Raw genomic sequence first — 24,538 nt, forward strand, 5'->3', positions numbered from 1 at the left:
CGAAGAAACCATCAACAGGGCCATAGAAGCCGGAAGCCAGATCCATGCAGGATACCACCAGCAATGCCGTCATCGTCATCTCCAGCCATGTCATCCGCGGTTCGGTCGGCAATCGCGCCGCCGTCTTCGCGCTGGAAACGCTTGGGTTTCCCGTCTGGGCAATGCCGACCGTCGTGCTTCCCTGGCATCCCGGTCACGGCCCCTCCACGCGGCTGACCTTCCCCGAATCAGATTTCGACAAGGCTATAGACGATCTCATCCGCGCGCCATGGCTCGGCGAGGTGAAGGCGGTGCTGACCGGCTATTTCGGCAATGCGGCCCAGCCGCGTTCCGTCGCACGGCTTGTCCGGGCACTGAAGGAAAAGAACCCGGACCTCCTCTATGTCTGCGACCCGGTGATGGGCGATCTCGGCGGGCTTTACATTCCTCAGGCCACCGCGGAGGCGATCCGGGACGAACTGATCCCGCTCGCGACCATCGCGACGCCGAACCGTTACGAACTCGCCTGGCTGTCCGGCGCGCCGCTTGAAACCAACAATGCGATCATGGACGCAGCGGTCGCGCTCGGCCCGCCGCGTATCCTGGTGACGTCGGCGGTGCCGATGATGGCCGGCGGGACCGGCAACCTCTACCTGACCGGCAAGCACGCGCTGCTTGCCGAGCACCGGCTGATCGACAATCCGCCGAACGGCCTCGGCGACCTTCTGGGTGCGCTCTTTCTCGGCCGTATTCTTGCCGGCATGGACGAGGAAAAGGCCCTGCAGCTTGCAACCGCCAGCGTCTTCGAGATTCTCGCCCGTACGGCAAAGCGGGGAGGCGACGAGCTGACGCTCGAAACCGATGCATCCAGCCTCTCCACACCTATGGCGATGGTGCAGATGCGCCGGCTCGTGCATCCCTTGCAGAGGGGTAAGCGCTAAGGTTCAGCGCGGCCGGCACGGATCTTCGCGATGCACAATGACCGTTGATCTTCGCAGAGCGGCACGATAATGCTTGTCCCATGACGGACTTTCCAGCCAAACTTCTGGCGGGCTACCGCAACTTCATGAACGGGCGCTACAGCGACGAACGCGAGCGTTACCGCGTGCTGGCGGAGACCGGGCAGAAACCCCATACCCTGCTCATCGCCTGCTGCGATTCTCGTTCCGCTCCCGAAACGATATTCGACTGCGGCCCCGGCGAGCTCTTCGTGGTGCGCAACGTCGCCAACATGGTGCCGCCCTACGAGCCCGACAGCCAGTTTCACGCCACTTCGGCAGCGCTCGAATATGCGGTCCAGGTCCTGGAGATCGACAATATCGTGGTCATGGGCCATGGCCGCTGCGGCGGTATCCGAGCAGCGCTGGACCCCTCCATCGAACCGCTCTCGCCCGGCGATTTCATCGGCCGCTGGATGGCGCTAGTAAGGCCGGCCGCCGAACAGATCCAGAGCAATGAATTCATGACCCAGGCGGAGCGGCAGACGGCGCTCGAGCGGGTCTCGATCCGCAATTCCATCGCCAACCTGCAGACATTTCCCTTCGTCCGCAATCGCGGAGAGAAAGGCGAACTCAGCATTCACGGCGCCTGGTTCGACATTTCGACCGGGGAATTGTGGGTGATGAACAGCAAGGGCGATTTCGTCCGGCCGAATCTCGACGAGCCGCCGGCCGAGGCCGAGCAGGCTTCGGCTTGAGATTTCGCAGAGCTAAGCCTTACCTGCCGTCGATCTCGGCGCCGATATAGGCGATGGCGCGCTGGTAGACGCTCGCGGCGTTCCAGCCCTGGATGGCGGCGAAGTTCGGCTCTCCCGGCTGATAGCCCGCGCCCGCTCTCCAGCCATGACCACGCAGGAAGTTGGCCGTCGAGGCGAGCGCGTCGGCGCGCGAACGGACCATGTCGACATGGCCATCGCCATCGCCATCGGCGCCATAGCGGACGACATTCAGGGGCAGGAACTGGGTCTGGCCGATCTCGCCATGGGCGGCGCCGCGGGCCGATGGGCTCAGATCGCCGCGTGCGACGAGCGCGAGAGCGGCATAGAGCTGCTCGGTGAAATAGGCGGAGCGGCGGCAGTCATAGGCGAGCGTGGCGACGGCCGACAGCGTGTGCTGGTTGCCCATGAAGCCGCCGAAGCCGGTCTCCATGCCCCAGATGGCGAGCAGAGGACCGGCCGGCACGCCATAACGGCGCTCGATCGAAGCGAAAAGCGACGCATTGCCGGATTTCATCTTCTTGCCGCGGGAAATGATGGCCTGGCCGCCGCGCTTCTTCATGAATTCGTCGAAAGAGAGCTTGAAGCTTCTCTGTCCGCGGTCGGCGCGGATTGTCTCGCGATTGTAGGAGACGTTGGCAAAGGCTCTCTGGACGACGGAAGGGCTTATGCCGTTCGAGGGGGCGACCTGCTTGAATTCCTCGACCCATCGGGCGAAGCCGGAGGAATCGTTGCCGCATTGAGGTGCGGCGAAGGCCGGAGCGGCCGTCATGAAACCGGTTGCAATCAATCCTGCCAGCAAAATCTTCTTCATGCGGTCAAACCCGTCGTGAATGCCGGATCGCTCGGCCGTAAGCGTCCGGAAAATGTGCTTCGTTCGGCCTTATGGCGATGGTTGCCAATATTCGCAACTCACCCGTTTATGAACAGTTCGTGATGTGCGGCGATTCGCAATGAAAACCCCGCCGTATCCGACGGGGTTTCTATCCGAACATGCTTAATAAATTCGTTAACCGATCAGGCGGCTGCCTTGCGCGGCTTGATCAACCCGCGATTGACAAGCAGTTCGGCGATCTGGACGGCGTTGAGCGCCGCACCCTTGCGCAGGTTGTCGGACACGACCCACATGTTGAGGCCGTTCTCGACGGTGGCGTCCTCGCGGATGCGGGAGATATAGGTGGCATCCTCGCCGGCGCATTCGTAAGGCGTCACGTAGCCGCCGTTCTCATGCTTGTCGATGACAAGGCAACCCGGAGCCTCACGCAGGATATCGCGAGCCTGATCGGCGGTGATCTCGCTCTCGAACTCGATGTTGACCGATTCCGAATGGCCGATGAAGACGGGAACGCGCACGGCCGTGCAGGTCACCTTGATCTTGGGGTCGAGCATCTTCTTGGTTTCGGCAAGAACCTTCCACTCTTCCTTCGTATATCCGTCCTCCATGAAGACATCGATATGCGGGATGACGTTGAAGGCGATGCGCTTCGTAAACTTCTTCGTCTCGACCGGATCGGCGACGAAGACGGCACGGGTCTGGGAAAAGAGCTCGTCCATGCCTTCCTTGCCGGCGCCGGAGACGGACTGGTAAGTCGAGACCACGACGCGCTTGATCTTCGCGAAGTCGTGCAGGGGCTTCAGCGCCACGACGAGCTGGGCTGTCGAGCAATTCGGATTGGCGATGATGTTCTTCTTCGAGAAGCCATTGACTGCATCCGGGTTCACTTCCGGCACGATCAGCGGCACCTCGGCGTCATAGCGCCAGGCAGAAGAATTGTCGATGACGACGCAGCCCTGCGCGCCGATCTTCGGCGACCACTTCTTCGAAACCTCGCCGCCGGCCGACATCAGGCAGATATCCGTGTCGGAAAAATCGTAATTCTCGAGATTGGAAACCTTCAGCGTCCTGTCGCCGAAGGAGACTTCCGTGCCCTGGCTGCGAGCAGAGGCGAGCGCCACGACTTCGTCCGCGGGGAAGCCGCGTTCGGAAAGGATCGTCAGCATTTCCCTGCCGACATTGCCGGTTGCGCCGGCGACTGCGATCTTGAAACCCATTTTATGCTCTCTTTCTGTCTCTCCTCGATCCGGTGAGGGGGAAGCCGCGCAATTGATGTCGCGGTGTTCCTTGTCCCCGGCCTTACCGGGGAGAGAGCGGCGGGCCAGAGACGTCAGACGGTTTTCGTCGTCGTTTTGGCCTTGGTTTTGGAGAAAGCGGAAAAACATGCCCGCTGCGCGGCCTCGATGGCCGGCAGTGCAGAAGCAGCGATGTGGAATTCGCAGGCACGCATATGGGTGTCTTCCCGTTCGGAGAAGGTGTTTAGAAGATTTTCGGAACGAGTCAAGCGAAGGCTCGCAGGATGACGCAGCGCATGCTCTCATGCCGCGTTGCAACAACTTCTCCGCACGCCAGGCGCGACATTAGACAAAAGTCATAATCCCAAAGCATCTCTCTTCCTTTGTGCCGAATTCTGCCAATCTGCGATAATGCGTCGCCATATCCATGTTCAGGAGGGAACGGGCAGGGAGCCGGCGCACGAGTTTTGACCTTGAGGGAGGACGACAATGGCAAATGTCGCAGCGGCGCCGGAATCAAAGGCCGGCCCGATGACGCGGGAGGAGAAGAAGGTCATCTTCGCTTCTTCTCTCGGCACCGTGTTCGAATGGTACGATTTCTATCTTTACGGGTCGCTGGCGACCTATATCGGCGCAGCCTTTTTCACCCAGTACCCGGAAGCGACGCGTAACATCTTCACGCTGCTGGCTTTCGCGGCAGGCTTCCTGGTCCGCCCGTTCGGCGCACTGGTCTTCGGCCGTCTGGGCGACCTCGTCGGCCGCAAATACACCTTCCTCATGACCATCCTGATCATGGGCTTCTCGACCTTCCTGGTCGGTATCCTGCCGGGCGCGGCCACGATCGGCATCGCGGCACCGATCATCCTCATCATCCTGCGCCTTCTTCAAGGTCTCGCTCTCGGCGGTGAATATGGCGGTGCCGCCACTTATGTCGCCGAGCACGCGCCGCATGGCCGGCGCGGCTATTTCACATCCTGGATCCAGACGACCGCGACGCTCGGGCTCTTCCTGTCGCTGATCGTCATCGTCTTCATCCAGTCCATCATGGGTTCCGCCGAATTCGCGGCCTGGGGCTGGCGCATTCCGTTCCTCGTTTCGGTCGTCCTGCTCGGCATCTCCGTGTGGATCCGGTTGAAGATGAACGAATCTCCGGCCTTCCAGAAGATGAAGGCGGAAGGCAAGGGCTCCAAGGCGCCGCTGACCGAAGCCTTCGGGCAGTGGAAGAATGCCAAGATCGCCCTGATCGCGCTCCTCGGCGCCACGATGGGTCAGGCGGTCGTCTGGTACGGCGGCCAGTTCTACGCGCTGTTCTTCCTGCAGAACGTGCTGAAGGTCGATCTGCAAGCGGCCAACATCATGGTTGCGATCGCGCTGGCGCTTGCAACGCCTTTCTTCGTGATCTTCGGTGCGCTATCCGACAAGATCGGCCGCAAGCCGATCATCATGGCGGGCCTTCTGATCGCGGCGGTCACCTATATGCCGCTGTTCAAGGCATTGACGTCGATGGCGAACCCGGCGCTTGCCGAAGCCCAGGCGACGATCCAGGCAACGGTGACGGCCGATCCGGCGGATTGCAAATTCCAGTTCAATCCGACCGGCACCTCGAAATTCACCAGTTCCTGCGATATCGCCACCTCGTTCCTCACGCGCAACTCGGTGCCCTATGAAGTGGTCGTAGGCCCGGCCGGCCAGCCTGCAACGGTGAAGATCGGCGAAAGAACCGTTACCAGCTATGATTCAGTGGCAGCCGGTGCAGATGCGGCTGCAAGGCAGAGGGCGTTCGAAAAAAGCGTCAATGTCGCGCTTCACGATGCGGGCTATCCGCTGAACCGGGGAGCGGCGAAAGTACCGGAATCCAAGCTCGATGCTTTCATTGCGGCCAATCCGGAACTGAACCTCAATGCGGAGGCCGTCCGTGCGGGCGACAAGGCAACCGTCTCGGCCGCCGACCTCGTCTCCCAGAAGCTGTTGACCGCTCAGGAGGCGACTGGCGTCACCGAAATGCCGGTCTACACGATCGCCAAAGGCGGCACGTTCACGATGGTGGCCGATCCGGCCCGGGTGAACTGGATCGGCACGATCGCCGTCCTATTCATTCTCGTGCTCTATGTCACGATGGTCTACGGCCCGATCGCGGCGCTGCTGGTGGAGCTCTTCCCGACCCGTATCCGGTATACCGGCATGTCGCTGCCCTACCATATCGGCAACGGCTGGTTCGGCGGTCTGCTGCCGGCAACGGCCTTCGCGATGAGTGCGGCCGCCGGCAATATCTACTACGGTCTCTGGTATCCGATCGTCTTTGCGGCGATCACTCTGGTGATCGGCGTGATCTTCCTGCCGGAAACCAAGGACCGCGATATCCACGCAACGGAATAAGCGTTTCGTTTCCCCGATATCCCAACCCGCCCACGAAACCCGGCGCAGCATGCTGCGCCGGGTTTCTTATTCGGCCCTTTGCGCCATCTCCGGTCTCGACGGTATGCCGCGTCGCGGGAACACCATGTTCGTCCGGTTCGGACGCATAACGAGCGGTATCGGCCGGCGCAGGACCGGCCAGCCATCCTGGCGCTGCCGGAAGAGCAGTCCGTGGCGGGAAAAAACGATGGCCGTGGCGACAGAGAAGCCAGACCCGAGGGCAAGGCCGGCGATGACGTCGCTCGGATAATGGGCTCCGACAATGACACGGGAAAAACCGACCCACAAAGCCATGACCAGGAAAAGCAAACGGTAGGGCGGCGCGATCAGCGCCATGGCCATCATGAGCGCTCCGGCCGTGGTGGCATGGCCGGAGGGAAAGCTTTCGAAACGGCTGCCGGCAAAGGAATGGAAACCGAACGACGTCCAGTCGTCATACAGAATCGGCCTGGCTCGCCCGATCATCCGTTTCAGCAGATTGGCGAGCAGGCCGGAGAGCGCCACCGAGAAAAAGACATAGGCGGCGAGATGGGCGACAAGGAGCGCCTGGCAACGCGCCTTGATCCTGCCGGAAAGCCGGTAGGCCGCAATGGCTTCGAAGAAGATGAGAAGGGTCGCGAAAATGATCCAGCCGGATTTGCCGAGATCGGTGATCGTTTCGCCGACGGATTCCAGCAACTCGGGAGTGCGAGTGACGTAGGAACCGACCGGCGCGTCGAGAAGAAGGAAGGCGACCAGGACCAGATTACCCGTGATCAGAGCATAGGGCCACCAATAGCACAGAACGGAGCCCGCTCCCTGGCAGCGGCGCTGACGACGCTTCAATGCCTGTATCGTCTTCTTCATCCCCTATCCGATGTCAGCGACCGGTCTTAGGTCGCTGACATAGCGGGATTTGATGACAGCATAAAAACAGGAGCCCTTTTTAGAGGACTTTATCCTGCCTCATGCGGAAAGGGAGGCGAATTCCTTGAGGATCGCGTCGCCCATTTCCGACGTGCCGACCTTCTTGCAGCCTTCGGCCATGACGTCGCCGGTGCGGATGCCCTGGTCGAGCACGTTGGCGATCGCCTTTTCCAGGTTGTCGGCTTCCTTCACCATGTTGAAGGAGTAGCGCAGGCACATGGCAAAGGAGGCGATCATGGCGATCGGATTGGCGATGCCCTTGCCGGCGATATCCGGCGCGGATCCATGCACCGGCTCGTAAAGCGCCTTGCGCTTGCCGGTCCTGGCATCCGGCGCGCCGAGCGAGGCGGAGGGAAGCATGCCGAGCGAGCCGGTCAGCATCGCGGCGACGTCGGAGAGCATGTCGCCGAACAGGTTGTCGGTGACGATGACGTCGAACTGCTTAGGCTGGCGCACGAGCTGCATGCCGCCGGCATCGGCCAGCATGTGCTCGAGCTTCACGTCCGAATAGGAGCGCTTGTGGGTTTCGGTGACGACCTGGTTCCACAGCACGCCAGACTTCATGACGTTGCGCTTTTCCATGGAGCAGACGGTGTTCTGCCTGGTACGGGCGAGCTCGAAGGCAACGCCGGCGATGCGCTCGATCTCGTAAGTATCGTAGACCTGCGTGTCGATGCCGCGCTTCTGGCCGTTGCCGAGGTCGATGATTTCCTTCGGCTCGCCGAAATAGACGCCGCCGGTCAGCTCGCGGACGATCAGGATATCGAGGCCTTCGACCAGCTCCGGCTTCAGCGAAGAGGCGGAAGCGAGCGCCGGATAGCAGATCGCGGGCCGCAGGTTGGCGAAGAGTTCCATGTCTTTGCGCAGACGCAGGAGGCCGGCTTCAGGGCGCACTTCATAGGGCACATGATCCCATTTGGGACCGCCGACGGCGCCGAAGAGCACCGCATCCGCCTTCATGGCCTTGGCCATGTCCTCTTCGGAGATCGCGGCGCCATGCGCATCGTAGGCGCAGCCGCCGACCAGGCCCTCGTCGAGCACGAAATCGGCTTTCATGGCGCCGTTCATATGGGCGATGACCTTGCGGACTTCGCCCATGGCCTCAGGGCCGATGCCGTCGCCGGGAAGGAGGAAGAGGTTCTTTGCCATATCTTATGGTGTCCTTGCTCTATCGTTTACACATGCCGTTGTCCCGAAACCGCTTTCCATTTTCGGGCGACATGCGTCAGCAGGCTCGCCATCCTCCCGCGCGGGGAATATCCGCGCTGGCAAAAACCTCGTCCGAGCCTGCCAAAGGACGAGGCCGGAAAAGGTTCAGGAACTGCCGGCGCCGATGCGGGCCGTCACTTCGATTTCGATCTTCATTTCCGGCGTGGTCAGCCCGCAGACGACCATGGTGGCAGCCGGACGGATTTCGAAGAAAGTCGCGCCAAGCACTTCGACCACGGCATCGTAATCGGCCATGTCGGTGAGATAATAGCGCACCCGCACGACATCCTGCAGGCCGCTGCCGGCCTCCTTCAGCGCCTTCTCGATCGTGTCGAGCGCATTTCTCGTCTGGTCAGCGACGTCATCCGGCATTTCCATCTTCGCATAATCGTAGCCGGTGGTTCCGGAGACATAGACCATGTCGCGGTCCACCACGGCACGCGAATAACCAATCCGCGCTTCGAAGGGCGATCCGGAGGAAATCCGCTTGACCATCAGGGCGTTCCGGAAATCAGAGCCAGGGTCGCTCGGTACGGTTCCTCGTCTCGAAGCTGCTGATCACCGCATCGCTCTTCAAGGTCGAGGCGATGTCGTCGAGGCCTTCGAGCATGATGTGGCGGCGGCCGGGATCGATGTCGAAATGGATCGAGCCGCCGTCCGGGCCGGTGATTTCCTGGGCTTCCAGATCGACTGAGAGGATGGCGTTCGCGCCACGCTCGGCATCGTCCATCAGCTTGTCCAGGTCTTCCTGGGCGACGACGATCGGCAGGATGCCGTTCTTGAAACAGTTGTTGTAGAAGATATCCGCGAAGCTCGTGGAAATCACGCAGCGGATGCCGAAATCGAGAAGCGCCCAAGGCGCATGTTCGCGCGAGGAGCCGCAGCCGAAATTGTCGCCGGCGACGAGAATCTTGGCGTTCCTGTAGGCGGGCTTGTTCAGCACGAAATCCGGATTTTCGGAACCGTCTTCATTATAACGGGCTTCCGCGAAGAGGCCCTTGCCAAGGCCGGTGCGCTTGATCGTCTTGAGGTAGTCCTTCGGGATGATCATGTCCGTGTCGATGTTGACGACCGGAAGCGGCGCTGCGACGCCGGTGAGTTTGGTGAACTTTTCCATGATCTGCCTCCACGTGGGACTCCGTCTGCGGAAGCTGCCATAAAGCAAATCTGCGCGAATTTGAAGGGCTGTTTGCCCTCAACCGGTACGCCAGGACGGCCGAACCGGCCTCTTTATCGGTTTTTGGCGATCAAAGGTCGATGATCGTGCCGCGTCCGTCGTTCCAGACGCGCATCTCGCGCTTATTCGTTTTCGCTCGCACCGGGACCGGCTTCAGCCGCGCCGAAAGCGCGCGCCCGACGGAAAGAATTGCGAGAATGCCGGCAAAGGCGACGGTAAGGGAAGCCGTCAGCAGCGCTGCCATGGCGAGGACGGCAATTGCCGAAACGATGACGAAGAATGCGCGAATGTTTTGCATGGTCCAAACCTTTCTCAGGAAGGAATGTGGGCCCTCCCACCCTTTCTTGCAAGAGGTTTACGTTGTCATGGTATTGTCGCAGGCTCAAAAGATTGGCACAAAGCGGTGATGATCGCCTTGACCGACATCAATTCTTCTACGGTTCGTCTTCGCCGCTCGGTTCTGAGCGTACCGGCCGGTAACGTCAGGGCTCTGGAGAAGGTTCCGGGTCTCGATTGCGACGCGGTGATCTTCGATCTGGAAGATTCCGTCGCGCCGGAAAAGAAGGCCGAGGCCCGCGACAATCTGCGCCGGCTGCTCAAGGAAAATACGCTTCAAGACAAGGAAGCAATCATCCGCATCAATCCGCTCGAAACGGAGTTCGGCAGGGCCGACATGGGTGTCGTTCTCGAAGCTTCGCCGGATGCGGTGCTGATCCCCAAGGTCGAGCGCATTTCCGAAGTGCAGGCGGTGGCGGATATCCTGTCCGATGCCGGCGCTCCGGATGAACTTGCCATCTGGGCGATGGTCGAGACGCCGAAAGGGGTTTTGAACGCGGCGGCGATCGCCGGAACGGATGAGCGCCTCCGATGTTTCGTGGTCGGTCTCAACGACCTGCGCAAGGAAACCGGCGCGCTGCCGCAGCCGGGCCGCACCTATCTCGTGCCCTGGCTGATGCAGGTCGTGCTTGCCGGCCGCGCCCATGGCGTCGACGTCATCGACAGCGTCTTCAACGATTTCAAGGATGCCGAGGCCTTCGACGCGGAATGCGTTCAAGGCCGGGCCATGGGTTTTTCCGGCAAGATGCTGATCCATCCGGCCCAGATCGAACCCGCCAACCGGCATTTCGGCCCCGATCCGCAGGCGGTGAAAGAGGCCGAAACGGTGATTGCCGCCTTCGCAAAGCCGGAGGCGGAGCATCTCAACGTCATCAATCTCAATGGCAAGATGGTCGAGCGCCTTCACCTGGCAGAGGCGGAAAAGCTTGTCGCCAAGGCCCGGACCATCGCTGAACGAAAGAAGACCCCATGAAACTCTACCGTTTCCTCACCGGCCCGGACGATTCCTCCTTTTGCCACAAGGTGACGGCCGCGCTGAACAAGGGTTGGGAGCTTCACGGGTCGCCGACCTATGCCTTCAACGCCACGACCGGCGAGATGCAATGCGGCCAGGCGGTCACGAAGACCGTGCACGGCAAGGACTACGATTCCGAGATGAAACTCGGCGAACAATAGGATATGTCAAGGCTCAGCGCTGGGCGGCCTCTTCGGCGCTCGCTTCGATGCGCTCCATATCGGCGTCGCTGAGGCCAAAATGATGGCCGATCTCGTGGATCAACACATGGGTGATGATATCGCCCAGCGTCTCCTCGTTTTCGGCCCAGTAATCGAGGATGGGCCGGCGGTAGAGCCGGATGCGGTTCGGCAACTCGCCCGTTTCCACGGTGAAACGTTCAGAAACCCCGCGGCCCTCGAAAAGGCCGAGCAGATCGAATGGCGTTTCCAGCGCCATGTCCTCAAACACGTCGTCGTCCGGAAAATCCTCGATCTCGATGGTCAGATTAGTCGTGAGTGCCCGGAATTCTTCCGGCAAGTGACCATAGGCCTCGATCGCCAGCGACTCGAACGTGCTGATTGTCGGCGCGTGGCGATCCTGCCAATCGTCGGTCTGGTCAATACGGGCCATAGGCTCTCCTTCTTATCAGGCCCATATAGTGCCTTCAGCGATATTTTTCGAGAGAAGAATCATTGGCCTATTGCCGGAGGAAAAGATTCCCGGAGTTTGCCTGTTGACTCTTGTCGGGAGCTCTGGAATCCATAGGAACATAAAGTGAACATATGCGGATGGAGTTGACGCCATGGCCGGAAACGCCACGGCGCAGGAGACGCTTTTTGCCCTGCGTGAACAGATCGCCAGACTGGAGGGAAAGCCCCTGCCGGCGTTCGTTGCGGCGGAGCAGGCAAAGGCCGCCGAGGATCCGGACGATCATAGGACCAAGATCGGCCAACCCCGCCTGCCGCTCGGCATAGCACCGATGGATACGGCTTTGGAAGGCGGTCTGCCGCTCGACGGCATTACGGAAATCCGGACTTTCCTGATGAGGGATGCGGGTGCGGCGAGCGGCTTCGTTCTCGCGCTTTCAGCCTATCTCAAGGCCAGAGACAGGAGCGAGGCGCCGGTTCTGTGGATCGGCGACGTCGTTTCCACCCAGGAGGCGGGCGTTCCCTATGCCGTCGGCCTCAAGCAATTCGGATTGAACCCTGAGGATATTCTCTATGCGTCGCCGCGCAAGCTGGAGGATGCGTTGTGGCTCGCGGAAACCGCGGTGGCAAGTGGGGCGCTTTGCGCCACCATTCTCGAAATCCGGGGCAATCCCAAGCATTTCGGTCTTACCGAAAGCCGAAGGCTCGGTCTTCGGGCCAAAGCGGCGGGGCGGCCGCTTTTTCTGTTGCGGCATGGGGCGCAAGAAGAGGCAAGCAGTGCTTTCTTCCGCTTTCTTGTCGAACCGGCGCCGGCTTCCGAGCGGCGCCTTCCGGATGAATCCGTACTTGGCGGCAGTATCGGTCATCCCGTTTTCCGATTGATCCTGGAGAAGAGCCGCAATCCGGCTCCGCTCTCCTTCTTTCTGGAGTGGAATCCCCGTGACCGTCAATTTTCCCTCGCCCTCGAAGCAGGAGAGACTTTCTCTTTCCGCAACCCGCCAGCGCATCCTGGCGCTCGTCTTCCCGCATCTGCCGACCGACAGGATCGCCCGCCGGTTCTGGGGTCTGTCGTGGCGTTCGAAAGGGCGTCCTGACCACCCGCCGATCCTCTGTGCCGGCCGGCGTGACAATGCGATGCGGCTCACCGCGCTGGACGAGGTCTCCGAGCGTCTTGGATTGAAGCGGGGGCAGGGACTGGCGGAAGCACGTGCCATGTTTCCCAGGATCGATGTGGCGGACGAGGACGAGACAGCCGACCGGGCGCTTCTCGAAGCGATTGCCGATTGGTGCGACCGTTACACTCCGCTCGTGGCGCTCGATGGCCGCGACGGCCTCTTCCTCGATATCACCGGTTGCGCCCATCTCTTCGGCGGCGAGGAGGCTCTGCTCAAGGACATTCTCAGCCGGCTCTTCCAGATGGGCTTCGATGTCAAAGGGGCGATTTCGTCCTCCTCCGGCCTCTCCTGGGCGGCCTGCCGTTTCGGCCGCGGCGGCGTGATTGCCGATGACGTCATGAAAGAGGTGCTGGAGCCGTTGCCGGTCAATGCCTTGCGCATCGACGAGGGTACCGTCAGAGCGCTCTGCAAACTGGGTCTGAAACGGGTGGGCGATCTCATGCCGATGCCGCGCGCACCGCTTGCTCGCCGTTTCGGCACGCAGCTGCTGCTCCGGCTGGACCAGGCGCTTGGAGCAAATGAAGAAGCCATTTCACCCCGCCGGCCGGTAGCGTCTCTTTCGGCCGAGCGGCGGCTCGCCGAGCCGGTACAGGCGGAAGAGCATATCCTTCAACTGGCGGGCCAGATCGCGATTTCGTTGAAACCGGGATTGGAAACACGCGGCGTCGGCGGGCGGCTTTTCGAGCTGGTATTGTTTCGTGTCGATGGTCGTGTTTTCCGCATCGCTGCCGGTGCCTCGCAGCCGCTCCGCGATCCGAAACGCATCTCGTCGCTGTTTTCCGAACGCTTGACCGCCGTGCATGACGATCTCGAAGCCGGTTTCGGCTTCGAGCTTCTGCGCCTCAACGTGCTACAGCACGATACCTTCAAAACCACCCAGGATGATTTTACCGGTGAGGGCCGGGATGAGATTTCCCTTACCGATTTCATCGATCGGGCCTCGGCCCGGCTTGGGGCGGAATGTCTGCAGGTCGCCGAACTGCGACAAAGCCATGTGCCGGAACGGGGACGAATTTTCGTGCCGGCGATGGCGGCGAGAAGCATGCAGGGAAAAGGCGAGAAAGTTTTAACCTTCGCACCTGGAGCAGATCGGCCTTTGCGGCTTTTTCGTCATCCCGAGCTCATAGATGCTTTCGCCGCAACGGTGCCGGATGGCCCGCCTCAACGTTTCCGCTGGCGTCGCATCGTTCATCGGGTGGTTCGGGCCGAAGGTCCCGAACGGATTTCACCGGAATGGTGGGTAGACCCGGAGGATGCGCCGGAACGTGACTATTTCCGTCTGGAAAGTGAGACAGGTCGGCGTTTCTGGATTTTTCGCGAGGGCCATTACGGTGGAAAAACAGCGCCGAACTGGCGTGTCCATGGGATTTTCGCATGAAGGACTGCCCTGCCTTTTTCGAAATCGGCGCCAAGACCAATTTCTCCTTCCTGGAAGGCGCGGCAAGACCTGAGGAAATGATTTTTACGGCCAGTGCGCGCGGCCTTTCGGGGCTTGGAATTGCCGACCGAAATTCTGTCGCCGGCGTGGTGAGGGCCTTCACGAAGGTTCGCGATATGAAAGTGAGATTCAAGCGGGCTGAGGAGATCGGCACGGAAGCCGTTCTGAAGGAGGACGACGAACCGATCTTATGGCCGGTGTCTGTTCAGCCCGGAGCGCGCCTTGTTTTTGCCGACGGCACACCGGATGTGCTGGCCTACCCTCAGAATCGAAAGGGCTGGGCCAATCTCTGCCGCCTGTTAAGCCGGGGAAACCTCAGGACGGAAAAGGGCTCCTGCATCCTTGAGGAATGGGATTTTCTGGAATGGTGCGGCGACATGATGCTCGCCGTTATTCCGGATTTTTCACGGGCGGAAGATGCTGGCTATCTGACGAGACTGGAGGGGCGCCTCGACCGCTATCGAGACAAATTCAAAAGGAACATCTATCTTGCCCTGTCGCCGACTTATGACGGGCGGGATGCATTTGTCTTTGCGACATTCGCGCAGATCGCCTCGCGTAGACGCCTGCCGTTGATCGCGACCAACCTGCCTCTCTTCAGCCTTCCTTACCGACGGTCGCTTTCGGATGTCGTGACGGCTATTCGCGAACACGTGACGGTCCAGGAGGCGGGTTTTCGCCTGGCTCCGAACGGGGAGAGGTACATCAAGCAAGGCGCCGAAATGGCGCGGCTTTTTTCGAAGTATCCGGATGCGGTCGCCAATACGGAAAAATTCTTCCGCAAGCTGAAATTCTCGCTGACGGAGCTCAGTCACAATTATCCGGACGAGAGCATTCCCGGCGAGACGCCTTTCGAGACTTTGAAACGGCTTACCCATGAAGGAGGAGTACGGCGCTATGGCACTATCCCTCAGAAGGTCCGAAAACAGATCAAGTATGAGTTGAAGCTTATCGAGGATAAGAAATACGCTCCTTATTTCCTGACCGTCCGGAACATCATGGAGTTTGCGCGCGGTGCAAATATTCTTTGCCAGGGACGAGGTTCTGCGGCCAATTCCACGGTCTGCTATTGCCTTCGCATTACCGACGTCGATCCTCAGAAGGTTTCGCTCCTCTTTGACCGCTTCCTTTCGACGGATCGTGACGAGCCGCCCGACATCGACGTCGATTTCGAACATGCGAAGCGTGAAGACGTCATTCAGCACATTTACCAGAGATATGGCTTCCGCCATGCGGGCCTGACGGCTGCGGTGACGAGTTACCGGACCCGCATGGCTGGCCGTGAAGTCGCCAAGGCGTTCGGCTTATCCGAAGATGTGCAAAATGCGCTTTCGAGCACGGTCTGGGGATGGTCGGAAGAGGGCACATCGGAAAGGGAGGCGAATGCCGCGGGTCTCGACACAGACGATTTTGTGACGAAACAGGTCCTTATGCATGCGAAGGAGCTGATGGGGTTTCCCCGCCATCTGACCCAGCATGTCGGCGGTTTCGTCATCACGCGCGATCGGCTGGATGAGGTCGTGCCGATCATGAAAACGGCGATGCCGGGACGCTATATGATCGAGTGGGACAAGGATGATCTGGATACGCTCCATATCCTGAAGGTCGATGTGCTCGCTCTGGGAATGCTCACCTGCATGGCTAAGGCCTTCGATCTTCTTCTGCTTCATTACGGCGTGAAAAAGACCCTGGCCGATCTCGGCAACAAGGATCATGAGGATGGAAAGCCTGTCTACGATATGATTTGCCGTGCCGATACGATCGGCGTCTTCCAGATCGAGAGCCGGGCGCAGATGAGCATGCTGCCGCGGCTAAGACCTCGCACCTTCTATGATCTGGTGATTGAAGTCGCGATCGTCCGGCCGGGCCCTATCCAAGGAAACATGGTGCATCCTTATCTGCAGCGGCGTGAGGCTAGGCGGAAGAATCCCGACCTGAAGATCGATTATCCCAAGGAGGAGATGGTTCCAATTCTGGAGCGCACTCTGGGAGTGCCGTTGTTTCAGGAACAGGCGATGCAGATCGCGATCACGGCGGCCGGATTTTCTCCCGCGAAAGCCGATAGCCTGCGTCGATCCATGGCAACCTTCAAACGCTCGGGGCGCGTGAAGGAGTTCGAAAACGACATGATCAACGGCATGGTCGAAAAAGGATATCCGAAAGACTTCGCCCAACGTTGTTTCAACCAGATAAAAGGCTTTGGAGAATACGGTTTCCCGGAAAGCCATGCGGCTTCCTTCGCTTTACTTGTCTACGCGTCTTCTTGGATCAAGACTTATTATCCGGACGTCTTCTGCGCGGCGATGCTGAATTCGCAGCCGATGGGCTTTTATGCGCCGGCGCAGCTCATCCGCGATGCCCGGGAGCACGGGCTCGAGATCCGCCCGGTAGATATCAACTGGTCAGACTGGGATTGCCTGCTGGAGAAAGCCGTCTTCGACAGACAGGCGATCGATGAACGTCATCAATCCATGCGCGCCGTCATCAAGACCGAGCATGCCGTGCGGCTTGGCTTTCGGCAGGTCAAAGGACTTGCTGAAAAGGATATGATCGAGAAGCTCATTGCCAATCGGGGAACCGGCTACACATCCATTCACGACCTCTGGCTGAGGTCGGGTCTCGACAAGTCGGATGTCGAACGGCTGGCGGATGCCGATGCCTTCAATTCCATCGGGCTTACCCGCCGTGAGGCGCTTTGGGCCGTCCGGGGCCTCGACATGGCAAGTGCTGCCGAGAGGTTGCCGCTGTTCAATGGGGCGGGCGGCATGGATCTTCGATCCGAACCGGAAGCGAGACTCCCGAAAATGCTGCCGGGTGAGGAGGTCGTTGAAGACTATCGGTACCTTTCCCTATCGCTGAAGGCGCATCCGGTCTCCTTCCTGCGCGAGGGGTTCAAGGCCATGGGTATCACCCGCAGTGTCGATCTCCTGACCGTTCCGAACGGAAAGCGGGTGACGATCGGCGGGATCGTGCTCGTGCGCCAACGTCCGGGTTCTGCCAGCGGAGTGATCTTCATGACGCTGGAGGACGAAACGGGCGTCGCCAATGCGATCGTCTGGCCGAAGGTTTTCGAGCGTTTCCGGCCGGTCGTCATGGGCGCGCGGCTCGTTAAAATCCGGGGGAAGCTGCAGAGCCAGAGCGGCGTCATCCATACTATCGTCGAGCATATCGAGGATATCACGCCGATGCTCGGGCTTCTCCAGGAAACGCGGCACTTCGGCGTATCAGCCGGTTCGGGCGAGGTGCCGCACTCCAGTGACGATCATCGGCAAAAGCGGCGCTCCAACGGAATGGAGGAAAGAAGCATCCGAGGCCGGACCGAAGCGATGTATCCAAATTCCTATGCTGGCGAGCCGGGAAGTGTCATGCCGAAAGGCCGCAACTTCCATTGAATGTCGGAAGAAGGCAGCGGCTTCGGCGCCACCGCTGCCGTCTTTCAGCAGATGGTGTTTGGTCACCAGGCCATTATCCCATCTCGACAAACTTGCGAAATGAAGGGCTTCCTTAAGAAGTGATGCAGATGCCTGATTTTTTCTTGACATCACCGGTCCTCTTTCGCAAAAAAGAGGACGTTAATGGTCATGTTTCGCAGGTCGACCGAGAATGCTGGTTTGCAGTTGCAATTACATCACTGACAGGGAAATCAGGGACGTTATCGTCCAGCTCCTTGAGGAGGACTGTTGGCAGCTCATCGTTCCGGCGAAAGTCTACCATGCCATGGCAAAGCGCGGCCGCTGTTGCGGTTGCTTTCCGAATGTCGTCGATCTGATCATCCGCACAACCGAGGAATATCACGCCGAGCGCCACTCGACGGAAGCCGAAGTCGTTGTATATATGTCCCGCTTGAAGCAATTACACGAAGAAAACAGGAGAGCGGACATTGAAAGGCGACTCAAAGGTCATCGAGCGGCTTAACGAGGCATTGTTTCTCGAGCTCGGCGCCGTCAATCAATATTGGCTGCATTATCGCCTTCTTGAAGACTGGGGCTATATCAAGCTCGCCAAGAAGGAGCGTGCCGAATCCATCGAAGAGATGCAACACGCCGACAAGCTGATCGCGCGCATCATCTTCCTCGAGGGTCATCCCAATCTGCAGACCGTCGCACCCTTGCGTATCGGCCAGAATGTCAAGGAAGTCCTGGAGGCCGATCTCGCCGGCGAATACGATGCCCGCACGTCTTACAAGGCTTCCCGCGATATCTGTCACGCGGCCGGCGACTACGTTTCGATGAAGCTTTTCGAAGAACTCCTCGCTGACGAGGAAGGTCATATCGATTTCCTTGAGACGCAGCTCGACCTTCTGGGGAAGATCGGCGAGGAGCGTTATGGTCTCCTCAACGCGGCGTCTGCCGACGACGCCGAGTAAGGCTGGCCATAGCCAATGATCAGAGAACCCGGCGTATGTGCGACGGGTTTTCGTTGGGCGGCGCCCTCCATTTGCTTCGAGTTATGGCAGCCAATTTTGGAAATTCTGCCAAGAGAAGGTTGCGCATTCGGAGCAACGAGCCAATTTCAAGGCCGTTGAGCGAAGTCGCTGATAATGATGGATACCATCCGTCCGCCGATCACTCCGCTTTGCAAGCGAGGCGACCGAACACCCAAACGGCCGAAGCTGGCGTGGTGTTCACGGTCGATCGTTTCATCCGTTTACAGCCGCTCTCCTTATCTGCCGTTTGAGCCGGCAGGCCGTTCTTTTCCAAGCCTTGAACGTCTTAGGCTACGGCCCTGGCCAAATGAGCAAACTCGGCAACAACCTTTTCATAAACCGCGCGCTTGAAGGGCACGATGAGGCCAGGGAGGTCCGCCATCGGCTTCCATTCCCAGGCATCGAATTCCGGTTCGTGGCCCCCCGGCGGCGGGTTGATGGCGATCTCGCTTTCGTCGCCTTCGAAGCGGAAGGCGAACCATTGCTGCGTCTGGCCGCGATATCTGCCCTTCAATCCGATGCCGATCAGATGCGGCGGCAAATCATAGTTGATCCAGTCGCGCGATTGGGCCAGCAGCGTCACTGAGCGGATGCCGGTCTCCTCGTAAAGCTCGCGGCGGGCGGCGGGAAGAGGATCCTCACCCTTGTCGATGCCACCCTGCGGCATCTGCCAAAGTTGTGGAGAGCCATCGTATTCGCTATTGCCTTCCGAGATGCGCCGGCCGACCCAGACAAGACCGGCACGGTTCAGCACCATGATGCCGACGCAGGGCCTGTATGGCAGATCCTCTGCCCGCACGGGGCGTTTGTCTTTCTTGCTCATGCCGCAATTCCTGTCGATCAAGGTTCGATGCTTTCGCTCGCCAATGCCGCGATGCCGACGATCTCGATCCCGCGCCCCGATGCCTCCTCGCTCCATTGCCTTATCGCATCGATGCTCTCGTCGAAAGCGGACGCAATACCGACTGCCGTACCCTTCCGGCCGGCGATGCGCTCGAGCTCGTCCAATTTCTTGAGGATCGCGTCCTTCTGCAACTGCCCGTCAAGAACGAGGTCGCCGAAAGCATGGGGCAGTTCGATTGTCTTGGCGATGGTTCCGGTTTTGGATTGAGCGGACGTTCCGTCATCCAGGAACAGCAGGCCGCGCTTGGCGATGTCACGCAGAACGGGCTCCAGCGCACCGGCATCGGAAAGATAACGGCCACCAAGATAGTTCATGATGCCTGTGTAGTTCGTGATCCTGGCCATGGCTTCATGCAGCCGGCCGAGATTCTTCTCCGGCGATGTCCGTGTGAGCAGGGTGTCGGGGCCGGGATCGTTCGCCGGGTAGTCGAAAGGTTCGAACGGCACCTGGATCAGGATCTCATGGCCGTTGCGGCGAGCCTCCTGCATCCAGCGCTGCAGGCTGTTGCCGCTTGCGGCGAAGGCGAGCGTGACGGCCGGCGGCAATTGCCGGATCGCCCGCTGCGTGCCCGTCTGGCTGAGACCCAGACCGCCCACGACGATCGCGATCCGGGTGCCGCGCGCTCCGGACCACGGCCTTGCGTATTGATCCATTGGCCGAAACCCGTCAGGCCCGACGATCGGCAGCCGCCCATGGGAAGAGTCTTCGAGCAACGCTTCATTCGGCTGGGCGGCCATACGGGGATCCTGGCCGATCCTGCGCGCATCGATCAGAACCGGTCCGCCGCCGTCACGGGAGCCAGGCGTATATTTCGTCACGACGGTGCCGTCGTCTGTCAGCGTCCGCTCGACGTTGGCCCCCGAATTCGGGTTGACGCGGGACATGCCGGAGGACTGCTGCGCAGCAACGTCCTGACCGCTCCTGGCGGAAGACTGAACCTGTTCCGGCTTGGATGTCGTCGAGATGTTGGACGCGGCCTGTTTTAGAGCATCGTCCCCCTGCATGGCATAGATCGAAAGGCCGAGAATGCCGGCGGCAGCGAAAGCCACAACGACGATCGCGGGGGAAATCTTTCTGGTCCGTCGCCGAACGGCCGGCCGGTTTTGTCCGAGCGGTGCGTGGAGATCGGTGCCCAAGGTCAAGTCCGCGTCAGGTCTGCAGGTAAAGAAGAACCGGCCAGCAGGCGCTTTCGAAGCACTATGCTGGCCGGCCCCGGAATGGCTTATTTATTGACAGCGGCGGCAGCCTTGTCCGGGCTGGCCGGGAAGGACGGATCGGTCTTCACGCCGCGGAAGAGATCCAGGGCGTAGTTGAGCTGGATATCGTCCTTGGCTTCCGGCGGCACGTAGGCGACGGAGCCGGAACCTTCTTCCGTCTCGGCAGCGCCCTGGATGTGGCCGCGCAGGCTCGATTCACCTTCGGCGCGAACCTTGCCCTGCAGCTCCGGCGGCAGCGGCTGATCGATCTTGATGTCAGGGTTGATGCCGGTGCCCTGGATCGACTTGCCCGACGGCGTGTAATAGAGCGCCGTGGTCAGACGCAGCGCGCCGGCATCGCCGAGCGGAATGATCGTCTGGACAGAGCCCTTGCCGAAGGAACGGGTACCGAGAACCGTTGCACGTTTCAGATCCTGCAGCGCGCCGGCGACGATTTCCGAAGCGGAAGCCGAGCCACCATTGACGAGCACGATCACCGGCTTGCCGTCGGTGAGGTCACCCGGGCCGGCGTTGAAGCGGCGGGTTTCGTCGGCATTGCGGCCGCGGGTGGAAACCACCTCGCCGCGTTCCAGGAAGGCGTCGGAAACGTTGATCGCCTGATCGAGAAGGCCGCCCGGATTGAGGCGAAGGTCGAGGACATAGCCTTTCAGCTTATCGGCCGGCACGTCCTCCTTGATCTTCTTGATCGCCTTTTCGAGGTCGTCATAAGTCTTTTCGGTGAAGGAGATGACGCGCAGATAGCCGACGTCGCCGCCTTCGACGCGGGACTTGACGGCGCGAACCGCGATGATGTCGCGCACGACGGTGATGTCGAGCGGCTTGTCGGCGCCCTGGCGGATCACGGTCAGCTTGATCGGCGTGTTGACGGCACCGCGCATCTTCTCGACGGCGTCTTCCAGCTTCAGGCCGCGAACCGGCTGGCCGTCGATCTCGGAGATGAAGTCGCCTGCGAGAATGCCGGCGCGCGAAGCGGGCGTATCGTCGATCGGGGCGATGACCTTGACGAGTTCGTTCTCCATCGTCACTTCGATGCCGAGGCCGCCGAATTCGCCGCGCGTCTGGGTGCGCATATCCTCGGCATCCTTGGCATTCATGAAGCTCGAATGCGGATCCAGCGAGCTCAGCATGCCGTTGATGGCATTTTCGACCAGTTTCTCTTCATCCGGCGGCGTCACATACTGGGCACGAACCCGTTCGAATACGTCACCGAAAATCGACAATTCCCGATAGGTCGACGGACCCGCGGCCTGGGCCGGCACGCCCGCTGAATAGATCACACTCATCGCAGTCGCACCCATGAGTGCACCGACGATGACAAGAGAAGCCCTACGAATCATTTCGTGCCCTTCCAATTTCTTTCGCGGTCCACCACGGCCTGGAATCGACCGGAGTGCCGTCCTTTCGGAATTCAATGTAAAGCGTTGGACGATCTGTTTCCAGCGCCAATGCCGTTGCGCTTGCGACTCTTTTTTCACCCATCACGGCGATCGGCTCGCCCGCAAAGACGAACTTGCCCTGCCGCGCATTCACCTCATCCATGCCGGTCAGAACCAAATGGTATCCGTCTCCGGCATTCAGGATGATCATCTGTCCATAGCTTCGGAAAGCCCCGGCGAAAACGACGAGGCCGTCAGCCGGCGCCGTCACCACTGCCCCGGGGCTCGAAGCGATTGTCATGCCCCTCGCCGTATGCCCCGTCCCGTCAGCGTTGCCGAACCAACGCAATACATCTCCGGCAACCGGAAGCTCCAGCTTCTGCTTGAGGCTCGAAAACGCATATGCGGGCGCAATGCGGTTTTTGTCGGGCACACCGCTTTCGGCGAGCTGCTTCGCCTTCTCGCGCTCGGCTTCGGAGAGCATGCGCTGCCGCTCCTCTTCGGCGCGAGCCTGGTCGATCGCCTCACGCACCGAAGCAATCTCGCCCTCAAGCGATTGAATGAGGTTTTCAAGCGTGCCGGCCCGGCCGGCAAGCTCCTCCGAGCGGCGCCGTTCGGCGTCCAGATCGGTGATATTGCGCTTGTTCAACTTTTCGTTTTCGGCAAGCAGCAGGTCCATGCGCCGGTCTTCTTCGAGGCTCGCGGCGATGGTGTCGGAGACGTCCGCCTTCTCGGCCAGCGCCGCCGTCTGCAGCGAGGCGAGCGACTGGAGGTCTGCGACCAGCTTGTCCGCCTCATGGCGCATGCCGGGAACCACGGCGCCGAGCAGGATGGCACTCCGCACGGATGCGAGCGCGTCTTCGGGCGTGACAAGAAGAGCGGGGGGCGGATTGCGGCCCATGCGCTGGAGCGCGGCGAGCACCTCGGCCAGCACGGCGCGGCGGCCGTGCAGCGAGGCGCGGACGCCGTCCTCCTTGACCTTGAATTCCGCGATCTTCTTCCCGCTTTCCAGGATCTTCTTCTCGAGATCCTTGCGGCGCGCTGCGGAATCGATCAGCGCCTGACGGATATCCGCGCTGTTCTTCCTGACGTCGGCAATGTTCTTCTCGATGGCGGCGGCCTTGTCGGCCGAAAGCTTCATGTTCTTGGTCAGAACTTCGAGCTCGCCGCGCGTCTCGTTGCGCCGGCGCTGCAGATCGGCCGTGGGATCGACGAGGGAAGCGGAAGGCGGCGTTGCTTGCGGGGACGCAGGCATGCCGGTTTCCTGCGCCCTTGCAGCAACAGGAAGATCAGGCGGCGGAATCAGGGCGAAACCGAAACCCGCCGCCAGAAGCAGCGCATGCCGGTACGATATCATCCCCGTTATCCTCATTCTCGCTCCGATGTTTGCCGGATCGAGGAAGCGTAAGCTGATTTGCCCGATGAGGCCACAAACAACATCGTGTTTGAATCTAAATGAAAGGTTTACGCGCGGTGATAGGGATGGCCGGAAAGAATGGTCACGGCGCGATAAAGCTGTTCGGCGACGAGGATGCGCACGAGCTGGTGCGGCCAGGTCATCGAGCCCAGATTGAGCACCATGTCGGCACGCGAGCGCAGGTCGGCGTCGAGCCCGTCGGCACCGCCGATCGCCAGCATGAGGTCACGCTTGCCATTGTCGCGGTATCGGCCGATGAGCTCGGCAAAGGTTTCGCTGTCGAGGGCTTTGCCGCGTTCGTCGAGAAGAATGAGGATCGCGCCTTCGGGCAGCGCCTTTTCCAGTGCGCCGACTTCCTCGCGCTTGCGGGTTTCGGCGTTCGCCGCGCGGCTTTCCTGAACCTCGACGAGTTTCGACAATTCCAGACCCACCGCCGGGCCAGCCTTGGCGAAGCGGTCCAAATAACGGGAAGCAAGGTCCTTTTCCGGTCCGGCTTTCAACCGTCCCACCGCAAAAAGGCTTATCCGCATATCCTGATCCGTTGATTTGCGGCCGACAGCACCGTCAGGCAGCGAGCTTACGCCCGGCCTCGTTTCCGACCTCGGCCCCGACCGGTTCAGGACGTGCCCCGAACTCCCGTCAGTGCAGCAGCGTTCCTTCCTCGATATCCGGAGCGGCCCACATCTTTTCGATATTGTAGAACTCGCGGATTTCAGGGCGGAACACATGGATGATGATGTCACCCGTGTCAATGAGCACCCAGTCGCCAGCCTCCAGACCTTCGACGCGGGCCGTTCCCAGGCCTTCGTCCTTCAGATCGGAAATCAGGTGATCGCAGATGGCCATGACATGCCGGTTCGATCGTCCGGAGACGACGACCATATAGTCTCCGAGCGCTGATTTTCCGGCGATGTTGATGGTGACAATATCTTCGGCTTTGGAGTCCTCAAGGCTCGTGAGGACCAGTTCGAGAGCACGGGCAGCAGCATCGGCGCCGCGTTCCAGGCTCTGCGGGAGGACGGGGGCCGTCTTTCCCTTGGCGTGTACTGTTGTCAGGGTCTGTCCTTTCTTCCAGGTAACAGCAGCATGCACTTTCAGCGAATCCGATTCATGCTCGGCCGCTTTCCGAAAGGTG

The 24,538-nt window shown here is 60.4% G+C and carries 24 protein-coding genes and 1 pseudogene; 10 read left to right on the forward strand and 15 right to left on the reverse strand.

Annotation, left to right across the window (positions count from 1 at the left end; translation table 11 throughout):
- The first annotated feature begins 44 nt into the window (after window positions 1-44).
- The gene (gene pdxY / locus ACMGE0_RS19155; RefSeq protein WP_436817469.1) at window positions 45-920 is read left to right on the forward strand and encodes a pyridoxal kinase PdxY; all 876 of its coding nucleotides are present in this window, start codon (window positions 45-47) and stop codon (window positions 918-920) included.
- Between the two features lie 80 nt (window positions 921-1,000).
- Entirely contained in the window at window positions 1,001-1,675 is a 675-nt protein-coding gene (locus ACMGE0_RS19160) for a carbonic anhydrase (protein ID WP_436817470.1), read from the forward strand.
- 19 nt (window positions 1,676-1,694) lie between these two features.
- Here the strand turns inward: ACMGE0_RS19160 and ACMGE0_RS19165 are convergent, their stop codons facing one another.
- The 3 genes from ACMGE0_RS19165 to ACMGE0_RS19175 all read right to left on the reverse strand — a co-directional run bounded on the left by ACMGE0_RS19165 (window position 1,695) and on the right by ACMGE0_RS19175 (window position 4,032).
- The gene (locus ACMGE0_RS19165; protein WP_436817471.1) at window positions 1,695-2,507 is read right to left on the reverse strand and encodes a lytic murein transglycosylase; all 813 of its coding nucleotides are present in this window, start codon (window positions 2,505-2,507) and stop codon (window positions 1,695-1,697) included.
- A gap of 203 nt (window positions 2,508-2,710) precedes the next feature.
- Window positions 2,711-3,745, reverse strand: coding sequence for an aspartate-semialdehyde dehydrogenase (locus tag ACMGE0_RS19170; RefSeq protein WP_436817472.1), 1,035 nt, complete (start codon window positions 3,743-3,745; stop codon window positions 2,711-2,713).
- 113 nt (window positions 3,746-3,858) lie between these two features.
- A complete protein-coding gene (locus ACMGE0_RS19175) occupies window positions 3,859-4,032 on the reverse strand; it encodes a hypothetical protein (protein ID WP_436817473.1) in 174 nt (57 codons plus the stop codon).
- A 220-nt stretch (window positions 4,033-4,252) separates the two neighbouring features.
- Here ACMGE0_RS19175 and ACMGE0_RS19180 point away from each other — a divergent pair, with 220 nt between their 5' ends.
- On the forward strand, window positions 4,253-6,139 hold the full coding sequence (locus ACMGE0_RS19180; protein WP_436817474.1) for an MFS transporter: 1,887 nt from the start codon (window positions 4,253-4,255) through the stop codon (window positions 6,137-6,139).
- Window positions 6,140-6,205: 66 nt separating this feature from the next.
- Here the strand turns inward: ACMGE0_RS19180 and lpxE are convergent, their stop codons facing one another.
- From lpxE to ACMGE0_RS19205, 5 genes are all read right to left on the reverse strand, one after another.
- Window positions 6,206-7,024: a lipid A 1-phosphatase LpxE gene (gene lpxE, locus ACMGE0_RS19185; RefSeq protein WP_436817475.1), complete on the reverse strand. Its 819-nt coding sequence runs from the start codon at window positions 7,022-7,024 to the stop codon at window positions 6,206-6,208.
- A gap of 99 nt (window positions 7,025-7,123) precedes the next feature.
- Window positions 7,124-8,233: a 3-isopropylmalate dehydrogenase gene (gene leuB / locus ACMGE0_RS19190; RefSeq protein ID WP_436817476.1), complete on the reverse strand. Its 1,110-nt coding sequence runs from the start codon at window positions 8,231-8,233 to the stop codon at window positions 7,124-7,126.
- A 165-nt stretch (window positions 8,234-8,398) separates the two neighbouring features.
- Window positions 8,399-8,788, reverse strand: coding sequence for a RidA family protein (locus ACMGE0_RS19195; RefSeq protein WP_436817477.1), 390 nt, complete (start codon window positions 8,786-8,788; stop codon window positions 8,399-8,401).
- Window positions 8,789-8,804: 16 nt separating this feature from the next.
- The gene (gene leuD / locus ACMGE0_RS19200; RefSeq protein WP_436817478.1) at window positions 8,805-9,410 is read right to left on the reverse strand and encodes a 3-isopropylmalate dehydratase small subunit; all 606 of its coding nucleotides are present in this window, start codon (window positions 9,408-9,410) and stop codon (window positions 8,805-8,807) included.
- A 130-nt stretch (window positions 9,411-9,540) separates the two neighbouring features.
- Entirely contained in the window at window positions 9,541-9,768 is a 228-nt protein-coding gene (locus tag ACMGE0_RS19205; protein WP_436817479.1) for a hypothetical protein, read from the reverse strand.
- Window positions 9,769-9,876: 108 nt separating this feature from the next.
- Here ACMGE0_RS19205 and ACMGE0_RS19210 point away from each other — a divergent pair, with 108 nt between their 5' ends.
- Entirely contained in the window at window positions 9,877-10,779 is a 903-nt protein-coding gene (locus ACMGE0_RS19210) for an HpcH/HpaI aldolase/citrate lyase family protein (RefSeq protein WP_436817480.1), read from the forward strand.
- Window positions 10,776-10,982, forward strand: coding sequence for a DUF1737 domain-containing protein (locus ACMGE0_RS19215; RefSeq protein ID WP_436817481.1), 207 nt, complete (start codon window positions 10,776-10,778; stop codon window positions 10,980-10,982). Before ACMGE0_RS19210 ends, ACMGE0_RS19215 begins: the two co-directional genes overlap by 4 nt.
- A 13-nt stretch (window positions 10,983-10,995) precedes the next feature.
- On the opposite strand, the gene ACMGE0_RS19220 is transcribed toward ACMGE0_RS19215, so the two are convergent.
- Window positions 10,996-11,433: a metallopeptidase family protein gene (locus ACMGE0_RS19220; RefSeq protein ID WP_436817482.1), complete on the reverse strand. Its 438-nt coding sequence runs from the start codon at window positions 11,431-11,433 to the stop codon at window positions 10,996-10,998.
- 172 nt (window positions 11,434-11,605) lie between these two features.
- Between ACMGE0_RS19220 and ACMGE0_RS19225 the strand changes: the two genes are divergently transcribed.
- From ACMGE0_RS19225 to bfr, 5 genes and pseudogenes are all read left to right on the forward strand, one after another.
- Window positions 11,606-12,544, forward strand: coding sequence for an ImuA family protein (locus ACMGE0_RS19225; protein ID WP_436817483.1), 939 nt, complete (start codon window positions 11,606-11,608; stop codon window positions 12,542-12,544).
- On the forward strand, window positions 12,456-14,003 hold the full coding sequence (locus ACMGE0_RS19230) for a Y-family DNA polymerase (RefSeq protein ID WP_436817565.1): 1,548 nt from the start codon (window positions 12,456-12,458) through the stop codon (window positions 14,001-14,003). Before ACMGE0_RS19225 ends, ACMGE0_RS19230 begins: the two co-directional genes overlap by 89 nt.
- The gene (locus tag ACMGE0_RS19235) at window positions 14,000-17,455 is read left to right on the forward strand and encodes an error-prone DNA polymerase (RefSeq protein WP_436817484.1); all 3,456 of its coding nucleotides are present in this window, start codon (window positions 14,000-14,002) and stop codon (window positions 17,453-17,455) included. The genes ACMGE0_RS19230 and ACMGE0_RS19235 overlap by 4 nt, the downstream gene beginning before the upstream one ends.
- Before the next feature lie 119 nt (window positions 17,456-17,574).
- Window positions 17,575-17,978 (forward strand): annotated as a pseudogene (locus ACMGE0_RS19240) ((2Fe-2S)-binding protein).
- Complete coding sequence (gene bfr, locus ACMGE0_RS19245) at window positions 17,944-18,429, forward strand: bacterioferritin (protein WP_436817485.1); 486 nt, start codon at window positions 17,944-17,946, stop codon at window positions 18,427-18,429. The pseudogene ACMGE0_RS19240 and the gene bfr overlap by 35 nt, the downstream one beginning before the upstream one ends.
- Window positions 18,430-18,775: 346 nt before the next feature.
- Here the strand turns inward: bfr and ACMGE0_RS19250 are convergent, their stop codons facing one another.
- The 6 genes from ACMGE0_RS19250 to rsfS form a co-directional block, all read right to left on the reverse strand.
- Window positions 18,776-19,312, reverse strand: coding sequence for an RNA pyrophosphohydrolase (locus ACMGE0_RS19250; RefSeq protein WP_436817486.1), 537 nt, complete (start codon window positions 19,310-19,312; stop codon window positions 18,776-18,778).
- A 17-nt stretch (window positions 19,313-19,329) separates the two neighbouring features.
- Entirely contained in the window at window positions 19,330-20,529 is a 1,200-nt protein-coding gene (locus tag ACMGE0_RS19255; protein WP_436817487.1) for a divergent polysaccharide deacetylase family protein, read from the reverse strand.
- 86 nt (window positions 20,530-20,615) lie between these two features.
- Window positions 20,616-21,947, reverse strand: coding sequence for a S41 family peptidase (locus tag ACMGE0_RS19260; RefSeq protein WP_436817488.1), 1,332 nt, complete (start codon window positions 21,945-21,947; stop codon window positions 20,616-20,618).
- A complete protein-coding gene (locus tag ACMGE0_RS19265; RefSeq protein WP_436817489.1) occupies window positions 21,937-23,343 on the reverse strand; it encodes a murein hydrolase activator EnvC family protein in 1,407 nt (468 codons plus the stop codon). Before ACMGE0_RS19265 ends, ACMGE0_RS19260 begins: the two co-directional genes overlap by 11 nt.
- A gap of 107 nt (window positions 23,344-23,450) precedes the next feature.
- Window positions 23,451-23,933 carry a 23S rRNA (pseudouridine(1915)-N(3))-methyltransferase RlmH gene (gene rlmH, locus ACMGE0_RS19270; RefSeq protein WP_436817490.1) on the reverse strand — a complete coding sequence of 161 codons (483 nt, stop codon included), beginning with the start codon at window positions 23,931-23,933 and terminating at the stop codon, window positions 23,451-23,453.
- A gap of 109 nt (window positions 23,934-24,042) precedes the next feature.
- Complete coding sequence (gene rsfS, locus ACMGE0_RS19275; protein WP_436817491.1) at window positions 24,043-24,495, reverse strand: ribosome silencing factor; 453 nt, start codon at window positions 24,493-24,495, stop codon at window positions 24,043-24,045.
- Window positions 24,496-24,538 lie beyond the last annotated feature (43 nt).

The organism is Neorhizobium descurainiae (assembly GCF_051400715.1).
Classification (GTDB): domain Bacteria; phylum Pseudomonadota; class Alphaproteobacteria; order Rhizobiales; family Rhizobiaceae; genus Neorhizobium.